Genomic DNA, 15352 nt, shown 5'->3' on the forward strand with positions numbered 1-15352 from the left:
GGCCGACCCGACCCGACCCGGCCCGACCTGATCCGGCCCTGCTCCGGCCCTGACTCGGGCCTGCTGATACGTCGGGTCATTACCCTAGGCAGAGGCAAGCTGGTTGATCAATCCGTCGTCACGGGCTTCTCATGATTCCAGCGAGCGTCTGGTGGCGGGGTTCCAGTGGAGGTGAGTCGCCGTGATCGCCGGCCGATGTGGGGGGCGACAGATCCGATGTATCCGGTGGTGGCGGGCGCCGACAAGGCGGGATTGCCCGGTGTGCGGCCGCGCGCGACCCTGGTGTCATGACTGCTGACCGCGCAGCTGCGGGGGAGCTCACCGGGTGGGCGGTGGCCGATCCCGGACCGGTCGCGGGCGGCCCGCTGGCCCGGGTCACCCGTCCGATACCGGAGCCCGGCCCCGGAGAGCTGCTCGTCCGGGTCGAGGCGTGCGGGGTGTGCCGCACCGACCTGCACCTGGCCGAGGGCGACCTGCCCCCGCACCGCCCCCTGACCGTCCCCGGGCACGAGATCGTCGGCCGGGTGCTGGCCGCCGGACCGGGCGCCGAGGCAGCGGGGACCCGGGTCGGGGACCGCGTGGGCGGCGCCTGGCTGCGGCATACCTGCGGGGTCTGCCGCTACTGCCGGCGCGGTGACGAGAACCTCTGCCCGTCCTCCCGCTACACCGGCTGGGACGCCGACGGCGGCTTCGCCGACCACGCGCTGCTGCCCGCCGCGTACGCCTACCCGCTGCCGGAGGACGCCGACCCCGCCGAGCTCGCCCCGTTGCTGTGCGCCGGCATCATCGGCTACCGCGCCCTGGCCCGCAGCGCCCTTCCGGCCGGCGGCCGCCTCGGCATCTACGGCTTCGGCGCCTCGGCCCATCTGACGGCGCAGCTCGCCATCGCCGACGGCGCCACCGTCCACGTGCTCACCCGCTCCGAGCAGGCCCGCTGCCTCGCCCTCGACCTCGGCGCCGCCTCCGCCCGCGCCGCCGCCGAGGAGCCGCCCGAGCCGCTGGACTCCGCGATCCTCTTCGCCCCCGTCGGCGACCTCGTCCCAGTGGCACTCGCCGCACTCGACCGGGGCGGCACCCTGGCGGTGGCCGGCATCCACCTCACCGACATCCCCGCCCTGGACTACCAGCGCCACCTGTTCCAGGAACGGGACCTGCGCAGTACGACCTCCAACACCCGCGCCGACGGGCGCGCCTGGCTGGCCGCCGCCCGGCGGGCCGGCGTGCGTCCCACCGTCACCCGCTACCCGCTCGACCGCGCCGACCGGGCCCTCGCCGACCTCGCCGGAGACCGCGTCAACGGAGCGGCCGTCCTGATCCCCGACCCGTCGTGATCCCCGGCCCGTCCGGAGCCCGTCAGGCCCGCCGCTCTTCGGCCCCGTCCCCGTCCGCCGTCCCGCCGCCGTCCGAAGGGTCCCTGCGCACCGGTGACCAGCGGCCCCGGCCCACGTACGCTGGGAGGGGCAGCAGCCGCGCTGGGTAGGAGGCCCCGATGTTCAACGTTCTCGACCAGCTCTTCAACCCTGGCCGCAGGCACACCGAGGACGAGGAGCACCGGCTCCAGCTGACCCGTGACGAGGAGGGCAACGGCGACCCGGGGCGCGGGCCGATAGACCTCGAATCGGGGGCCGTCATCATCCGCCCACCGCGCGGTCCGGCCGGGACGGCCCACCCGGCGGACTCCGTGCCCCCCGAGCAGACCGCCCCCACGACTCCCGGCCCCGGCGCGGCCACGACCACGACCACGACCACGGTCCAGGGCACCTGACCGTACGCACGCCCGGGGTGCCGCACCGTACGAGGACAGGGACGATGCGCCGCGTCCTCGCGGAACACCGCCCCCGTCTCCGACGGCCGCCTCCGGGCAGGGCCGGGACACGACCTCAGCGCACCGAGTCAGCAGTCGTCGGAGCCGCTGTCGTCCGACGTGTCGGCGTATCCGCTGTCGGCACTGTGAGCCCCGGCGGAGGTGGCGGCGCTCCGGGCCCCCTTGGAACCGCTCACGTTGGCACAGGTGTTGCCGAAGGCCGGGTTGAGCAGGCCGATGATGTCCAACGAGTTGCCGCAGATGTTGACCGGGATGTTCACCGGCACCTGGACGACGTTGCCCGACAGCACGCCCGGCGAGCCGGCGGCCAAGGCCCCGGCGCCGGCGTCGGCCGAGGCGACACCGCCGGCGGCCAGTACGATCCCGCCGGCCAGCGCCGTCAGCGCCATACCCACGCGCACACGATTCACGTTCGCTCCTGAGTTCCTGGTTGTTCAGGTGCGGCCCCGCCGTGCCCGCACGGTGCCGCGACGGCCTTCCGCAGCCTCCGGCGTGCCGGGACCCGGCCCGCGACGGCGCCCCAGCGGGTCACCCGAACGAGGCGCGGCACTGGGCGTTTCGGCCCAACGGGGCCGCTCCGGCCGCAGGAGCCCGGCCGACCCGGCCCTGCGTGCCGCACGGCTGTGGCAGGGTGGAGCACATGTGCGGACGGTACGTCTCCACCCGGAGCCCGAAAGAGCTGACGGGCCTGTTCCACGTCACCCGCGAGCCGGAGCCCGCCGAGAGCCTCGGCCCGAGCTGGAACGTCGCGCCGACCGACGGCGTCTGGGCCGTGCTGGAGCGCGCCGACCACGACAGCGGCGAGGTGCTGCGGCAGCTGCGGGCGCTGCGCTGGGGGCTGGTCCCGTCCTGGGCGAAGAGCCGTGACGTGGGCGCCAGGATGATCAACGCCCGGGTGGAGACCGTCCACGAGAAGCCCGCCTACCGCCGGGCGTTCGCCAGACGCCGCTGCCTGCTGCCCGCCGACGGCTTCTACGAGTGGCAGGCCCTGGCCGCGACCCAGGAGCACAAGGCCCGCAAGCAGCCCTACTTCATCACCCCCGAGGGCGGCGGTGTGATGGCGCTGGCCGGGCTCTACGAGTTCTGGCGCGACCCGGCTGCGGCCCCGGACGACCCGGCCGCCTGGGTCGTGAGCTGCACGATCATCACCACCGAGGCGACGGACGCGGCCGGCCGGGTGCACCCCCGGATGCCGCTGGCGGTGGGCCCCGCCGACTACGACTCCTGGCTCGACCCCGCTCTCCAGGACGCCGCCGAGCTGCGGTCCCTGCTCACCGCGCCGGCCGGCGGCCGGCTGGACGCGCGGGCCGTGAACCCGGCCGTCAACAGTGTCCGCAACAACGGCCCCCACCTCCTCGACCCGCCCGAGGACGCCCCCGAAGCCTGACCGGCTCCCGGCCCCCAGGTGGGGGCACGCGCTCCGGTTACCGGGCCCCTCCCGGCGAGGTGCGCCCCGTTCGCCGCCCGCGCCAGGACACCTCGCCACCGGGCACACCGTGCCGGTCGCGGCGTCAGGAAGCGCGCTCTGCCTCCACCAGGCGGGCGAGCCGGTCCAGCGCCATCCGCAGGCCGGCCTCGTTGTCGGCGGCCGGGACCGCGTCCGGTACGCCCGCGTGGACGACGGTGACGCGCGTACCCGCGCCTTCGTCCGCAAGCGTCGTGGTCATCGTCATCACGCCCCGCAGCGCCGCGTCCGCCGTCTCGAACTCCAGCTCCTCCACCACCCGTTCACCGGCGGCCAGGTCGCGGAAGGTGCCGTGGTACGTGTCGGTGCGGCCGTGCGACTTGCCGTGCGCGCCGGGCGTGTCGTAGGTGAGGGACACCCGGAACGCCCCGCCGGGCCGCGGATCGAAGGAGTGCACCAGAGCCCGCATCCCGTCCGGGAACCGCCAGCGGGCGACGGCGTCGCCGTCCGCCAGGGCCTGGAAGACGGCTGTCCGCGGCGCGTCGACGTGCCGGGAGACCCGTGTCGTGTACATCCCGGCATCGTACGGGCCGCCCTCCGGCGGGCGCACCGGAGCGCCGTACAGGGGGCTCCGTACACGGGGCATCCGCCGCGGGGGGTGGGGGCGCACGGGGAGTCGTCGGGTGTGCTCCGGCGTGGCGGCGAGGCCGCCACGACTGGCCTCCGGCGTGTCGCCATGTCGGTGCGGCGTTCAGGACGGCCGGTCGGCGCGTCGACAATGCGACGAGCCGTCGAGTCGGCGGACCGGGCGGCCCATCCGGGCGCGGCGGATCGCGCCGTCCGGCCGCAGTATGGGACGGGAGGCCGGTCGGCATCCGATCCGGCCCGGTCCAGCGGCGGCGGCCGGACGGCGGCCCGGGGGCGGGCCAGCGCAGCCTTCGAAAGGGAAGCAACCATGCACCGGGTCCGGCCCACCGCCCGCCAGCCGCGCCGGGCCGGCCGGTGACCGGGCCCTCCGGCGCCGCCGCCCGCAAGGCCGCCGAGGCCCAGGCCGCCGACGCGGTCGCGCGGGCCGACGCCGACCCCGCCGGCGCCGTGGGTGCCGCGTTGCGTGCGCTCCTGCACCGCCGACTCGCCGGAGCCGCCGCCCTCGACGAGCGGTTCGCCCGAGAACTGGCCCACCCGCTGGCCGACTTCACCCTCAGCGGCGGCCACCGGCGCCGTGCCGCGCTGCTCTGGTGGGGCTGGCGCGCATGCGGTGGAGCCCGCCGAGGTGAGCGTCCGGACGCGGTCCTCGACCTGGCGGCGGCCGTGGAACTCATCCAGAGCTGCGCCCTGGTCCACGACGACGTCATGGACGGCTCACGCACCCGCCGCGGCCGGCCCGCCCTGCACATCGCCCAGGCGGCCCCGCCACCGACCCCGTCGGACGGACGGCCTGAGCACGCGCGGCCTGAGCCTGGACGGCCTGGACACGGGCCGGCGGAGCGCCCGGCCCCGCACGTCGAGGAGCGCGGCCGCGCGGCCGCCGCCGAGGCGCGCCGCCGGACTCCCGAGCCGGACCGTCCCGGCAGCGAGCCCGACACACCCGGCAGCCACCCGACCGCCGGCGCCGGGCCCGGCTCGGCGGCCGGACGGGAGGGCGCGGCGCCCTACGGCTGGTCGGTCGCCGTGCTGGCCGGGGACCTGGCGCTGGCCTGGGCCGACGACACGGTGGCCGAGGCCGGGCTCACCGTCGAGGCGCGGCGCCGCGTCGAGGCGGTGTGGCGCGACCTGCGCACCGAGATGGTGGCCGGACAGTACCTCGAACTGCGCGCCCAGGCCGCGGGCGACCGGTCGGCCGGGCAGGCACTGCGCACCGCCCGCCTCAAGAGCGCCCTGTACTCCGTGGCCCGCCCGCTCGACCTCGGCGCCGCCGTGGCCGGCGCGGGCGAGGAGGTCAGGCGCGGCCTGCGGCTCGCGGGCGGCTGCGCAGGGCTGGCCTTCCAGCTCCGCGACGACCTGCTCGGCGTCTTCGGCGACCCGGCCGAGACCGGCAAGCCGTCCGGCGACGACATCCGCGAGGGCAAGCCCACCTACCTCGCAGCCCTCGCGCGCGCCCGGGCCGCCGCGGCGGACGACCACGGCGCGCTGCGCGTCCTGGACTCCGCCATGGGCGACCGCGCCCTGGACCCGGCCGCGCTGGCCGCCGTCCGCGAGGTGATCACCGCCACCGGGGCCCGGGCCGCGGTGGAGTCCCGCATCGCACTCCTCGCCGAACGCTGCGCGCACCGCCTGCGCGAACTCCCGCTGGACGCCTGGCCCCGAGCCCGCATGCTCGACGTCCTCCTCACCGCCACGGGACTGCCGCCCGGCTCGGCCCCCGGGCGCTGAACCGGGCGGGCGCGCACCGGCAGGTGCCCGTCCGCCCGGCTCCGGCGGTCAGTGCCCCACGGGCAGGTGGGAGGGGAGCCGTACGGTCAGGCGGAGCAGCCGGGTGGTCTGCGCCGTGCTGGAGTTGTCGTCGCTCACCAGCACCAGGCCGGCCAGGCCCAGCGGGTGCGGGCCCGGCTCGATCGCCATGCCCTCGTAGTTGTCCATCAGCGGGTTCTGCTGCGTCTCGCGGGCGATGGCACCGAGCGACGGGCACTGGTCGACGGCCGCGACCAGCACCTTGCCGGCGAGCTTCGGCGCGGGCGCGTCGCCGAGGTCGCCGACCTTGGACACGTCGGGGGCGTGCAGGGCGTCGGGCGCGGCGTACACCGCGATCGTGTTGCCCACGGCGGCGGACCAGGCGGCCTCCAGCACCAGCAGGCCGTTCGGACCGTACGCGGCCACCTCGGATATGCGGTTGCCCGGCTGGAGCCGGTAGCCGACCTCCTTCACCAGCCGGTAGCCGCCCCGGCCGTCGGCCTGGTACACGAGGATGCGCCGGTCGTCCGCGTTGCCGGACGAGGAGACGTCGCCGGACAGCACGCCCTCCATGGCGGCGTAGACGTAGCGGCCGTCGGGGGAGACGCTCAGCCCCTCCAGGGTGGCGTTCGAGGTGGCCTCGCCGGCCGGGGCGACCCGGAAGCGGGCGGGCACGGTCAGCTCGCCGCGCTGGACCCCGTCCCGGCCGAACTCCCGGATGGACGGCTCCACCTCGGAGCTGACGAGGTAGTCGCCGTTGGGCAGCACGGTCAGGCCCTCGGCGTCGAAGTCCGTGTCGTCGTACGGGGTGCCGTCGGCCTTGCGCAGCACGAGCGTGCCGGTGATGCGGGGGTTCGCGGGGTCGGTGAAGAACCAGAGCCGGGCCTGCCGGCCGGTGGCGTGGTCGATCACCGACGCGTACGCGTGGCGGCGGGCGTCCCAGGTGAGCGCGGACAGGTCGCCGACCGTCTCGTCGCCGACGGGGAGCTTGTTCAGGGCGTCGCTGTAGCCGTCGACCCAGCCCGCGGTGCCGCAGGCCTGGGGCAGCCTGCTGCTGGCCGGAGCCTGGGCCGCGGGGGTCCGGGCGGAGGCGGTGGCGCCGGGCAGGGCGATGGTGGCGGCGGCGGCCAGGCAGCAGGCGGCGGCCGCGGCACGAGGGCCGAAGGCTCTGCGCGGCCGGGTTCCGGTGGTGCTCGACGGGGACATGGGTCCTCCCAAACAGGCATGCCGAAATCGGCAGTTGGGCAAAGGATTGGAGTCAGGCCCATCCCCCTTGCAGGCCTGCGAGCGATGATCATATGACCCCCGCATACGTTTGTCCGCGCTTTCCACCAGGCACCGGGGCGGGTACCAGGGGCGCTGTGCGGCAGCCGACGGGTGCCTGGCGCGTCGGCGGGCACACCGTGTGGGGGACGTCGGTGCCGTGCCTCCCGTCCGGCCGACCCGCCCTGGGGCGCCGCAGCCGCGGAGATACGTGAACGGGCGCGGGCGGGTGCGGCTGGGTGCGGCTGGGCGCGGGCGGGCGCGGGTGGACGGACAGCTCCGGCAGGTCGGCGACGCCCGGCCCAGGGTCCACACGGCCCGGCAGGGGGCCATACGGACCAGTGCGGTGCTCCTCCGGTAGGCCGCTCAGGGGGTTCGGGGTGACGGCGGTGGCCGGTCCGCGTTGACAGGTGAACGGGCGCCCCGCGGCTGCGGCGCGGCCCACCGCCGCGAGGGAGGACGCACAGCCATGGCCGACCTGCCGGTCGAGACGGTGCCGGTCGAGACGCCGCCGGGCACCGCCGGGGACCGGCCGCCGCCCCCGGCGCGGCGGCGCGGCGCCGGACACGTCCGCTGCCGTCCCTGCCGGGCACGGCGGCGGGCCGCCGCTCGTGGTTCACCGTGGGGTTCGGCCTGGGGCTCGGCATGCTGTCGGCCTGGCTGCTGGTGCGCACGGTGCTGCGGATCGGCGAGTTGCTGACGCTGCTGACGCTGTCGGTGTTCATCGCCGTCAGCCTGGAGCCCGTGGTGGCCTGGCTGTGCCGGCTGGGGCTGCGCCGGGGCTGGGCGGTGCTCGCGGTGGCCGGCGGGCTGGGCGGGGTGCTCGCCGGGTTCGTCGCCCTCGTCATCCCGCCGGTGAGCGCCGCGGTGGCCGCGCTCACCGCCGACGTGCCGCGCTGGAGGCAGCAGTTGCGGGACCACCACTCCGCGCTCGGCCGGCTGGAGGACCACTACCACGTGATCGAACACCTGCGGGAGCGGTTCGGCTCGGGCGGCGGCGCGGCGGAGGTGGCCGGCGGGGTGCTGGGCGCGGGGCAGGTGGTGCTCTCCGCGCTCGCGTCGGTGGGCGTCACCGTCACCGTCACGCTCTACGTGATGGCGGCGCTCCCGACGGTCAAGCGCTTCGGCTACCGGTTCGTGCCGGGCAGCAGGCGGCCCCGCGCCGAGGCGGTCTGCGAGGAGATCCTCAGCCGGGTCGGCCGCTACATGCTCGGCAACGTCGCCACCTCGGTGGTCGCCGGGGCGGCCACGTTCGCCTGGTGCGAGGTGTGGAACGTGCCCTACCCGGCGGCGCTCGGCTTCTTCGTGGCACTCATGGACATGGTGCCGGTCGTCGGCTCGACCGTCGGCGGTGTGGCGGTGAGCCTGGTCGCGCTGGCGGTGTCGCTGCCCACCGCCCTGGCCACCGCCGCCTTCTACGTCGGCTTCCGCCTCGCCGAGGACTACCTGATCATGCCGCGCGCGATGCGGTTCGCCGTCCACGTGCACCCCGTCGTGACGGTCGTCGCGGTGCTGGCCGGGGGGTCGCTGCTCGGCGTCGTCGGCGGCCTCGTCGCGATCCCGGCGGCGGTCGCCCTCGGCATCGTCCTGGACGAGTACGTCTTCCCGCGCACCGACGCGGCGTAGACGGCAGGGGGCGGGCGCCCTCGCGGGCGCCCTCGCGGGCGCCCTGGCACGGCTCACCCGTGGCCGGGGGGCGGTGGCTCCGGGGGTGGTGCGGGTCGCGGGCCCGGGCGGGTGCGGGGGAGGGGGCGGCACCGTCGCGGTGTCCGGCGCGGACTCCGGCCACACCAGCAGCACCGGGCAGGGCGCGTGGTCGACGACGAACCGCGCGCCCGGCGCGAGGCTGCGCGGCCCGAGCCGGCTGCGGTCCCCGTCCCGGGCCACCACGAGCAGGTCCGCGCCCTCCGCGGCGGCGACCACCTCCCGCTCGACCCGGCCGGTGCGCTCCACACGGGTGCACGGCCGCCCCAGCCGCTCGGCCGCCGCCGCCAGCAGGCGGTCCGCGGAGGCGGCGGCGAGCCGCTCCACCGCGGTGCCGGGGTCGCGCTCGGGATGGCCCCGGCCCAGCAGCCCCGCGAACACCCCGTGCGCGGCACCCGGCACGTCGGGCGTGTCGACGTGCAGCAGCACCACCTCGTCCGCGTCGGACGCGTGGGCCCGGGCGGCGTCGACGCACGCGGCCCACGTGCCCTCGACGATCCAGGCGATGACGGCCATGCGGCGGTCCTCCGTTCGTTGGCTGCACCCCCACCCTGCCACCCCGGCGGCGGATGGAGGAGGAGGCGGCGCCGAAACGGCCGTGCCCGGCCCGTCCGCCGACGGGCTGTCGCCGGGTCGCGTCTGGCGCGGAGCCGTCAGGGCGCCTGGACGAGCAGCAGCGCCGAGCGGGCCTCCAGTTTCAGCGACTCGCCCGCCGAGAAGCCCGGCTCCCCGGCGGGAGTTGACGGTCCGCAGGGTTCTGCCGCGGTGTCCACGACGACCGACCAGGCGGCGCCGAACTCGGCGGGAGGCAGCCGGAACGCCACGTGTTCCCAGTGGGCGTTGAGCAGCAGCAGGAACACGTCGTCCACCACGGGCTGCCCATGGGCGTCCGCCTCGGGGATCGCCGCGCCGTTGAGGTGGACGGCGAACGCGTGCGCGTCGCGCCGCGCCCAGTCCGCGCGGCCCATCTCCCGGCCGTCCGGGCGCAGCCAGGTCAGGTCGCCGGGGCCGCCGTCGGCGGACCGGCTGCCTCGGAAGAAGCGACGGCGGCGGAAGACGGGGTGTTCGCGGCGCAGCGCGATGAGCCTGCTGGTGAAGTCGAGGAGGTTCAGGCGTTCTTCGTCGAGGTCCCAGTCGGTCCAGCTGAGTTCGGAGTCCTGGCAGTAGGCGTTGTTGTTGCCGTGCTGGGTGCGGCCGAGTTCGTCGCCGTGGCCGAGCATGGGGACGCCCTGGGAGAGCAGCAGGGTGGTCAGGAGGTTGCGCTGCTGGCGGGCGCGCAGGGCGAGGACGGCGGGGTCGTCGGTAGGGCCCTCGGCGCCGCAGTTCCAGGAGCGGTTGCGGCTCTCGCCGTCGCGGTTGTCCTCGCCGTTGGCCTCGTTGTGCTTGTCGTCGTAGGAGACGAGGTCCCGCAGCGTGAAACCGTCGTGGCAGGTCACGAAGTTGACGCCGGCGCGCGGTCGGCGGTGCTCGCCGGCGTACAGGTCCGAGGAGCCGGTCAGCCGGGTCGCCAGCTTCGGCAGCATCCCGTCGCGGGAGCGCCAGAAGTCGCGGACGGTGTCGCGGTAGCGGCCGTTCCACTCGCTCCACAGCGGGGGGAAGTTGCCGACCTGGTAGCCGCCGTCGCCGACGTCCCAGGGCTCGGCGATGAGTTTGACGCGGGAGACCACCGGGTCCTGCTGCACGAGGTCGAAGAACGCCGACAGCCGGTCCACCTCGTGGAACTGCCGGGCCAGCGTGGCCGCGAGGTCGAAGCGGAAGCCGTCGACGTGCATCTCCGTCACCCAGTACCGCAGGCTGTCCATGATCAGCTGGAGGACGTGCGGATGCCGCATCAGCAGGCTGTTGCCGGTGCCGGTGGTGTCGAAGTACGACGCCGGGTCGTGGTCCACCAGGCGGTAGTAGGAGGCGTTGTCGATGCCGCGGAGGGACAGCGTGGGGCCGAGGTGGCTGCCCTCGGCGGTGTGGTTGTAGACCACGTCGAGGATCACCTCGATACCGGCCTCGTGCAGCGCCTTGACCATCGCCTTGAACTCCGCGACCTGGCCGCCGCTCCCGCCCGCCGCCGCGTAGCCGTTGTGCGGGGCGAAGAACCCGATCGTGTTGTAGCCCCAGTAGTTCGACAGCCCCCGGTCCAGCAGGTGCCCGTCCTGCACGAACTGGTGCACCGGCATGAGCTCGACCGCCGTCACGCCCAGCCGGGTCAGGTGCCCGACCACCTCGGGGTGCGCCAGGCCGGCGTAGGTGCCGCGCAGCTCCGGCGGCAGTGCCGGGTGGCGCATGGTCAGGCCGCGCACGTGCGCCTCGTACATCACCGACTCGTGGTACGGGCGCTTGAGCGGCCGGTCGCCGCCCCAGTCGAAGTACGGGTCCGCGACCACCGACAGCATCGCGTGCGGCGCGCTGTCCAGCGTGCTCGGCAGCTCCGGGCGGCCCGCTTCGTAGCCCAGCAGCGACTCGTCGCCGTCGGCCTGCCCCTCGATGGCCTTGGCGTAGGGGTCCAGCAGCAGCTTCGCCGGGTTGCAGCGCAGACCGCGCGCCGGGTCGTACGGGCCGTGCACCCGGTAGCCGTACCGCTGCCCGGGGCCGACCCCCGGCAGGTGGGCGTGCCAGATGAAGCCGTCGACCTCGTTGAGGGCCACACGCGTCTCGCGGCGCCGCTCGTCGACCAGGCACAGCTCGACCTTCTCCGCGACCTCGGAGAACAGCGCGAAGTTGGTGCCGGAGCCGTCGTACGCGGCTCCGAGGGGAAAGGGGTGGCCGGTCCATTTCTGCACGTCCGCGACCCTACTGGCGATCCTGCCCGGGCCCGGGACCACCACGCCCCGACGCGCGGACGACCCCCGCGGGGAGGTACCTGGCCGGGCGGGTGGCCACCCGCCCGGCCCAGTGCCCCGCCGGGGCCGGGGTGCCGCCGGATCAGCCGGTGGCGGCCGACAGCTCGGCGAACTCCTCGTCGGTCAGCTCCAGCTCCGCGGCGGCGACGTTGTCCTCCAGGTGCGCCACCGAGGACGTGCCGGGGATCGGCAGCATCACCGGCGAGCGGCGCAGCAGCCAGGCCAGCGCCAGCTGCGACGGGGAGGCGCCGTGCCGCTTGGCCGGCGCGTCGAGCGGGCCGCCCGGCCGCGCCAGCTCACCGGTGGCCAGCGGGAACCACGGGATGAAGCCGATGCCCAGCTTCTCGCTGTGCTCCAGCAGCGCCTCCGACTGGCGGTTGGCGATGTTGTACAGGTTCTGCACCGAGGCGATGGGCGTGACCGCGCGCGCCTGCTCCAGCTGGTCGACGTCGACCTCGGACAGGCCGATGTGCTGGATCTTGCCCTCCTCCTGGAGGAGCTTGAGCTCGCCGACCTGCTCGGCCAGCGGCACCTTCGGGTCCACCCGGTGCAGCTGGAAGAGCGGGATGCGGTCGAGGCCCAGGTGGCGCAGGCTCATCTCGGCCTGCTGGCGCAGGTACTCCGGCCGCCCCACCGGCCGCCAGTCGTTCGGCCCGGAGCGGGTCAGGCCGGCCTTGGTGGCGATCACCAGCTCCGCCGGGTACGGGTGGAGCGCCTTCTTGATCAGCTGCTCGGCCACCACCGGCCCGTAGGAGTCGGCGGTGTCGATGAAGTCCACGCCGAGCTCGACGGAGCGGCGCAGCACGCGCACCGCCTCGTCCGGGTCCTTGGGATCGCCCCACACCCCGGCGCCGGTCAGCTGCATGGAGCCGAAGCCGAGGCGGGTCACGGGCAGGTCGCCGCCGAGGGAGAAACTGCCCGACGCCTGCGCGGGCCGGGTTCCGGTCGTCACGATGATCGCTCCTAAGCGGGTCCGACAAGATACACGTACGGTTCACGGTCTCCGTACGGCAGTGGGAAGCCCGGGTCCGGCTCCCGGTATTCCCGGCGGGTACCCGAATCCGAGGAGTCGACCCGGACGGCCTATACGCGACCGGGCCGACCGGACGGCGCCCCCGCCCGGGCCCCGGGCAGCGCGAGCCGCGGTTGCGCGGTGCCGGGGGCGGGGCCGGGAGGCTCGGGCGGGCGGCGGCACGGTTCTCGCAGACCCGTGTCCGCCGCCGACCGGCCTACCGGAAGCCCGCCACCTGGTGGGGCGCGTACGGCTCCTCCAGCAGGGCCGCCTCCTCGTCGGTGAGCTCGATCTCCAGGGAGGCCACGGCGTCGTCGAGGTGCCGCTCCTTGGTCACGCCGACGATGGGCGCGGTGACGTCGGGGTTGCGGTTCAGCCAGGCCAGGGCGACCTGGGCGGCGGGGACGCCGCGCTCGGCGGCGACCTGGGCGACGCGCTCCACCACGGTCCTGTCGGACGGGTGGTAGAGGGTGCGGCCGAACTCGTCGCTCTCGGCGCGGGCGGTGGTCTCGTCCCAGGGCCGGGTGAGGCGGCCGCGTGCCAGCGGGCTCCAGGGGATGACCCCGATGCCCTGGTCGGCGCAGAGCGGCAGCATCTCCCGCTCCTCCTCGCGGTACAGCAGGTTGTAGTGGTTCTGCATGGACACGAAACGCGTCCAGCCGCCCAGGTCGGCGGTGTAGAGGGCCTTGGAGAACTGCCAGGCGTGCATGGAGGACGCGCCGATGTAGCGGGCCTTTCCGGCCTTCACCACGTCGTGGAGGGCCTCCATGGTCTCCTCGATCGGCGTGTCGTAGTCCCAGCGGTGGATCTGGTAGAGGTCGACGTAGTCGGTGCCCAGGCGGCGCAGGCTGTGGTCGATCTCGCTCATGACGGCCCGCCGGGACAGGCCGCCACCGTTGGGGCCGGGCCGCATCCGGCCGTGCACCTTGGTGGCGATGACGACCTCGTCGCGGTCGGCGAAGTCGCGCAGCGCGCGGCCGGTGATCTCCTCGCTGGTGCCGTCGGAGTACACGTTGGCGGTGTCGAAGAAGTTGATCCCGGCGTCGAGGGCGCGTTTGACCAGACCACGGCTGGCGTCCTCGTCCAGCGTCCACGCGTGGTTGCCGCGTCCCGCGTCGCCGAAGCTCATGCAGCCCAGGCTGAGGGCGGAGACTTCCAGTCCGGTCGAGCCCAGTCGTGTGTACTGCATCCGGGTCGCCTCCTCGGATTTCGGGTACCCGCCGGGAATACCAGGAGCGGAACCCGAGGTTCCCCGGTGTGTACGGAGATTGTGAACTGTACGTACAGTTTATCGGACCCGCTTAGGAGCGATCCTCGTGACAAGCAGGCAGATGAGTACGCAGGCCGACATCGGCGTCACCGGACTGGCCGTCATGGGCGGCAACCTTGCACGTAATTTCGCCCGCAACGGCTACACCGTAGCCCTCTACAACCGCACCGCCGCCCGTACCAGGGCGCTGGTCGACGAGCACGGCGACGAGGGGGCCTTCGTCGCGACCGAGACCCCCGAGGAGTTCGTCGCGGCCCTCAAGAGACCCCGCCGACTGCTGGTCATGGTCAAGGCGGGCGAAGCCACCGACGCCGTCATCCGGCAGTTCGCGCCGCTGCTCGAAGAGGGCGACGTGATCATCGACGGCGGGAACGCCCACTTCGAGGACACCCGCCGCCGCGAGCGGGAACTGCGCGAGCAGGGCCTCCACTTCGTCGGCACCGGCGTGTCCGGCGGCGAGGAGGGGGCGCTCAACGGTCCCTCCATCATGCCCGGCGGCTCCAAGGAGTCCTGGCAGTCGCTGGGCCCGATGCTGGAGAAGATCTCCGCCAAGGCCGAGGACGGCGCCCCCTGCGCCACCCACATCGGCCCTGACGGCGCCGGCCACTTCGTCAAGATGGTGCACAACGGCATCGAGTACGCCGACATGCAGCTGATCGCCGAGGCGTACGACCTGCTGCGCCGGGTCGCCGGGTACGAGCCCGCGCGGATCGCCGAGGTCTTCCGCACCTGGAACACCGGCCGGCTGGACTCCTACCTGATCGAGATCACCGCGCAGGTCCTCGCCCACACGGACGCCGCCACCGGCCGGCCCTTCGTCGACGTGGTCCTCGACCAGGCCGAGCAGAAGGGCACCGGCCGCTGGACGGTGCAGACCGCGCTCGACCTCGGGGTTCCCGTCTCCGGCATCGCCGAGGCCGTCTTCGCCCGCTCCCTGTCCGGCCACGCCGACCTGCGCGAGGCATCCCGGGAGCTGGCCGGGCCGCGGCCCACGCCGCTGTCGGAGGAGGCGGCGGCCGCCTTCGCCGACCAGGTCGAGCAGGCCCTGTACGCGTCGAAGGTCGTCTCCTACACCCAGGGCTTCCACCAGATCGCCGCCGGGTCGCAGACCTATGACTGGGACGTCGACCTCGGCCGGGTCGCGTCCATCTGGCGCGGCGGCTGCATCATCAGGGCCGCGTTCCTGGACCGGATCACCGCCGCCTACGACAAGGACCCGGCACTGCCCAGCCTGCTGTCGGACGAGCGCTTCGCCGAGGAGACCGCCGCCGCGCAGGACGACTGGCGCGCGGTGGTCTCCGCCGCCGTCCAGGGCGGCGTCCCCGTGCCCGGCTTCTCGGCGGCGCTCGCCTACTACGACGCGCTGCGCGCCGAACGGCTGCCGGCCGCCCTCACCCAGGCCCAGCGGGACTTCTTCGGTGCCCACACCTACCGCCGGACCGATCGCGACGGGGCGTTCCACACCCAGTGGGGCGGCGACCGCAGCGAGGCCGACGCCGGCTGACACCTCCGCGGCGGGGCGGGGACCGACCGGGTCCCCGCCCCGCCCGGCGGGACCGGCACAGGAGTGAGCCCGCGGTGCGGGGGAAGGCGACTCCTCGCGGGGCACCGGAGCGTGTCGGCCGTACGACGGCGGAAAGGCAGGTGG

Annotated in this window: 12 protein-coding genes and 1 pseudogene; 6 read left to right on the top strand and 7 right to left on the bottom strand. The window is 74.9% G+C overall.

Going from position 1 to position 15352, the window contains the following annotated elements; translation table 11 throughout:
* Positions 1-287: 287 nt before the first annotated feature.
* Both BS72_RS11595 and BS72_RS11600 read left to right on the top strand, forming a co-directional pair.
* A complete protein-coding gene (locus BS72_RS11595; RefSeq protein WP_037909165.1) occupies positions 288-1331 on the top strand; it encodes a zinc-binding alcohol dehydrogenase family protein in 1044 nt (347 codons plus the stop codon).
* Positions 1332-1489: 158 nt separating this feature from the next.
* On the top strand, positions 1490-1765 hold the full coding sequence (locus BS72_RS11600; RefSeq protein ID WP_037909167.1) for a DUF6191 domain-containing protein: 276 nt from the start codon (positions 1490-1492) through the stop codon (positions 1763-1765).
* A gap of 128 nt (positions 1766-1893) precedes the next feature.
* Here BS72_RS11600 and BS72_RS33935 read toward each other — a convergent pair whose 3' ends face one another.
* Complete coding sequence (locus BS72_RS33935; RefSeq protein ID WP_078901242.1) at positions 1894-2235, bottom strand: chaplin; 342 nt, start codon at positions 2233-2235, stop codon at positions 1894-1896.
* 230 nt (positions 2236-2465) lie between these two features.
* Between BS72_RS33935 and BS72_RS11610 the strand changes: the two genes are divergently transcribed.
* A complete protein-coding gene (locus tag BS72_RS11610; protein WP_037909170.1) occupies positions 2466-3212 on the top strand; it encodes an SOS response-associated peptidase in 747 nt (248 codons plus the stop codon).
* Positions 3213-3336: 124 nt separating this feature from the next.
* Here BS72_RS11610 and BS72_RS11615 read toward each other — a convergent pair whose 3' ends face one another.
* Positions 3337-3804, bottom strand: a complete 468-nt coding sequence (locus BS72_RS11615; protein WP_037910179.1) for an SRPBCC domain-containing protein — start codon at positions 3802-3804, stop codon at positions 3337-3339.
* A 545-nt stretch (positions 3805-4349) separates the two neighbouring features.
* Between BS72_RS11615 and BS72_RS32220 the strand changes: the two genes are divergently transcribed.
* A complete protein-coding gene (locus BS72_RS32220; protein ID WP_232792371.1) occupies positions 4350-5603 on the top strand; it encodes a polyprenyl synthetase family protein in 1254 nt (417 codons plus the stop codon).
* Positions 5604-5651: 48 nt separating this feature from the next.
* Here the strand turns inward: BS72_RS32220 and BS72_RS11625 are convergent, their stop codons facing one another.
* Complete coding sequence (locus BS72_RS11625; RefSeq protein ID WP_037909173.1) at positions 5652-6827, bottom strand: esterase-like activity of phytase family protein; 1176 nt, start codon at positions 6825-6827, stop codon at positions 5652-5654.
* 678 nt (positions 6828-7505) lie between these two features.
* Here BS72_RS11625 and BS72_RS11630 point away from each other — a divergent pair.
* Complete coding sequence (locus BS72_RS11630) at positions 7506-8510, top strand: AI-2E family transporter (protein ID WP_232792338.1); 1005 nt, start codon at positions 7506-7508, stop codon at positions 8508-8510.
* 105 nt (positions 8511-8615) lie between these two features.
* Here BS72_RS11630 and BS72_RS33940 read toward each other — a convergent pair.
* The 4 genes and pseudogenes from BS72_RS33940 to BS72_RS11645 all read right to left on the bottom strand — a co-directional run.
* Positions 8616-9104, bottom strand: a pseudogene (locus BS72_RS33940) (universal stress protein); the annotation flags it as partial.
* A 137-nt stretch (positions 9105-9241) separates the two neighbouring features.
* Complete coding sequence (glgX, locus tag BS72_RS11635) at positions 9242-11362, bottom strand: glycogen debranching protein GlgX (protein ID WP_037909178.1); 2121 nt, start codon at positions 11360-11362, stop codon at positions 9242-9244.
* A 142-nt stretch (positions 11363-11504) separates the two neighbouring features.
* Positions 11505-12377, bottom strand: a complete 873-nt coding sequence (locus BS72_RS11640; protein ID WP_407638964.1) for an aldo/keto reductase — start codon at positions 12375-12377, stop codon at positions 11505-11507.
* Positions 12378-12651: 274 nt separating this feature from the next.
* On the bottom strand, positions 12652-13623 hold the full coding sequence (locus tag BS72_RS11645) for an aldo/keto reductase (RefSeq protein ID WP_037909182.1): 972 nt from the start codon (positions 13621-13623) through the stop codon (positions 12652-12654).
* Positions 13624-13765: 142 nt separating this feature from the next.
* Here BS72_RS11645 and gndA point away from each other — a divergent pair, with 142 nt between their 5' ends.
* Complete coding sequence (gene gndA, locus BS72_RS11650) at positions 13766-15208, top strand: NADP-dependent phosphogluconate dehydrogenase (RefSeq protein WP_037909183.1); 1443 nt, start codon at positions 13766-13768, stop codon at positions 15206-15208.
* Positions 15209-15352 lie beyond the last annotated feature (144 nt).

The sequence above is a fragment of the Actinacidiphila yeochonensis CN732 genome (assembly GCF_000745345.1).
In the GTDB taxonomy this organism is placed as follows: Bacteria; Actinomycetota; Actinomycetes; order Streptomycetales; family Streptomycetaceae; genus Actinacidiphila; species Actinacidiphila yeochonensis.

What these genes read in the sequence shown, in the direction of transcription:
- gndA (WP_037909183.1), top strand. Translation starts at nt 13,766, where the DNA reads ATGAGTACGCAGGCCGACATCGGCGTCACCGGACTGGCCGTCATGGGC.
- BS72_RS11600 (WP_037909167.1), top strand. Translation starts at nt 1,490, where the DNA reads ATGTTCAACGTTCTCGACCAGCTCTTCAACCCTGGCCGCAGGCACACC.
- BS72_RS11625 (WP_037909173.1), bottom strand. Translation starts at nt 6,827, where the DNA reads ATGTCCCCGTCGAGCACCACCGGAACCCGGCCGCGCAGAGCCTTCGGC.
- BS72_RS11645 (WP_037909182.1), bottom strand. Translation starts at nt 13,623, where the DNA reads ATGCAGTACACACGACTGGGCTCGACCGGACTGGAAGTCTCCGCCCTC.
- BS72_RS11595 (WP_037909165.1), top strand. Translation starts at nt 288, where the DNA reads ATGACTGCTGACCGCGCAGCTGCGGGGGAGCTCACCGGGTGGGCGGTG.
- BS72_RS11615 (WP_037910179.1), bottom strand. Translation starts at nt 3,804, where the DNA reads ATGTACACGACACGGGTCTCCCGGCACGTCGACGCGCCGCGGACAGCC.
- BS72_RS11610 (WP_037909170.1), top strand. Translation starts at nt 2,466, where the DNA reads ATGTGCGGACGGTACGTCTCCACCCGGAGCCCGAAAGAGCTGACGGGC.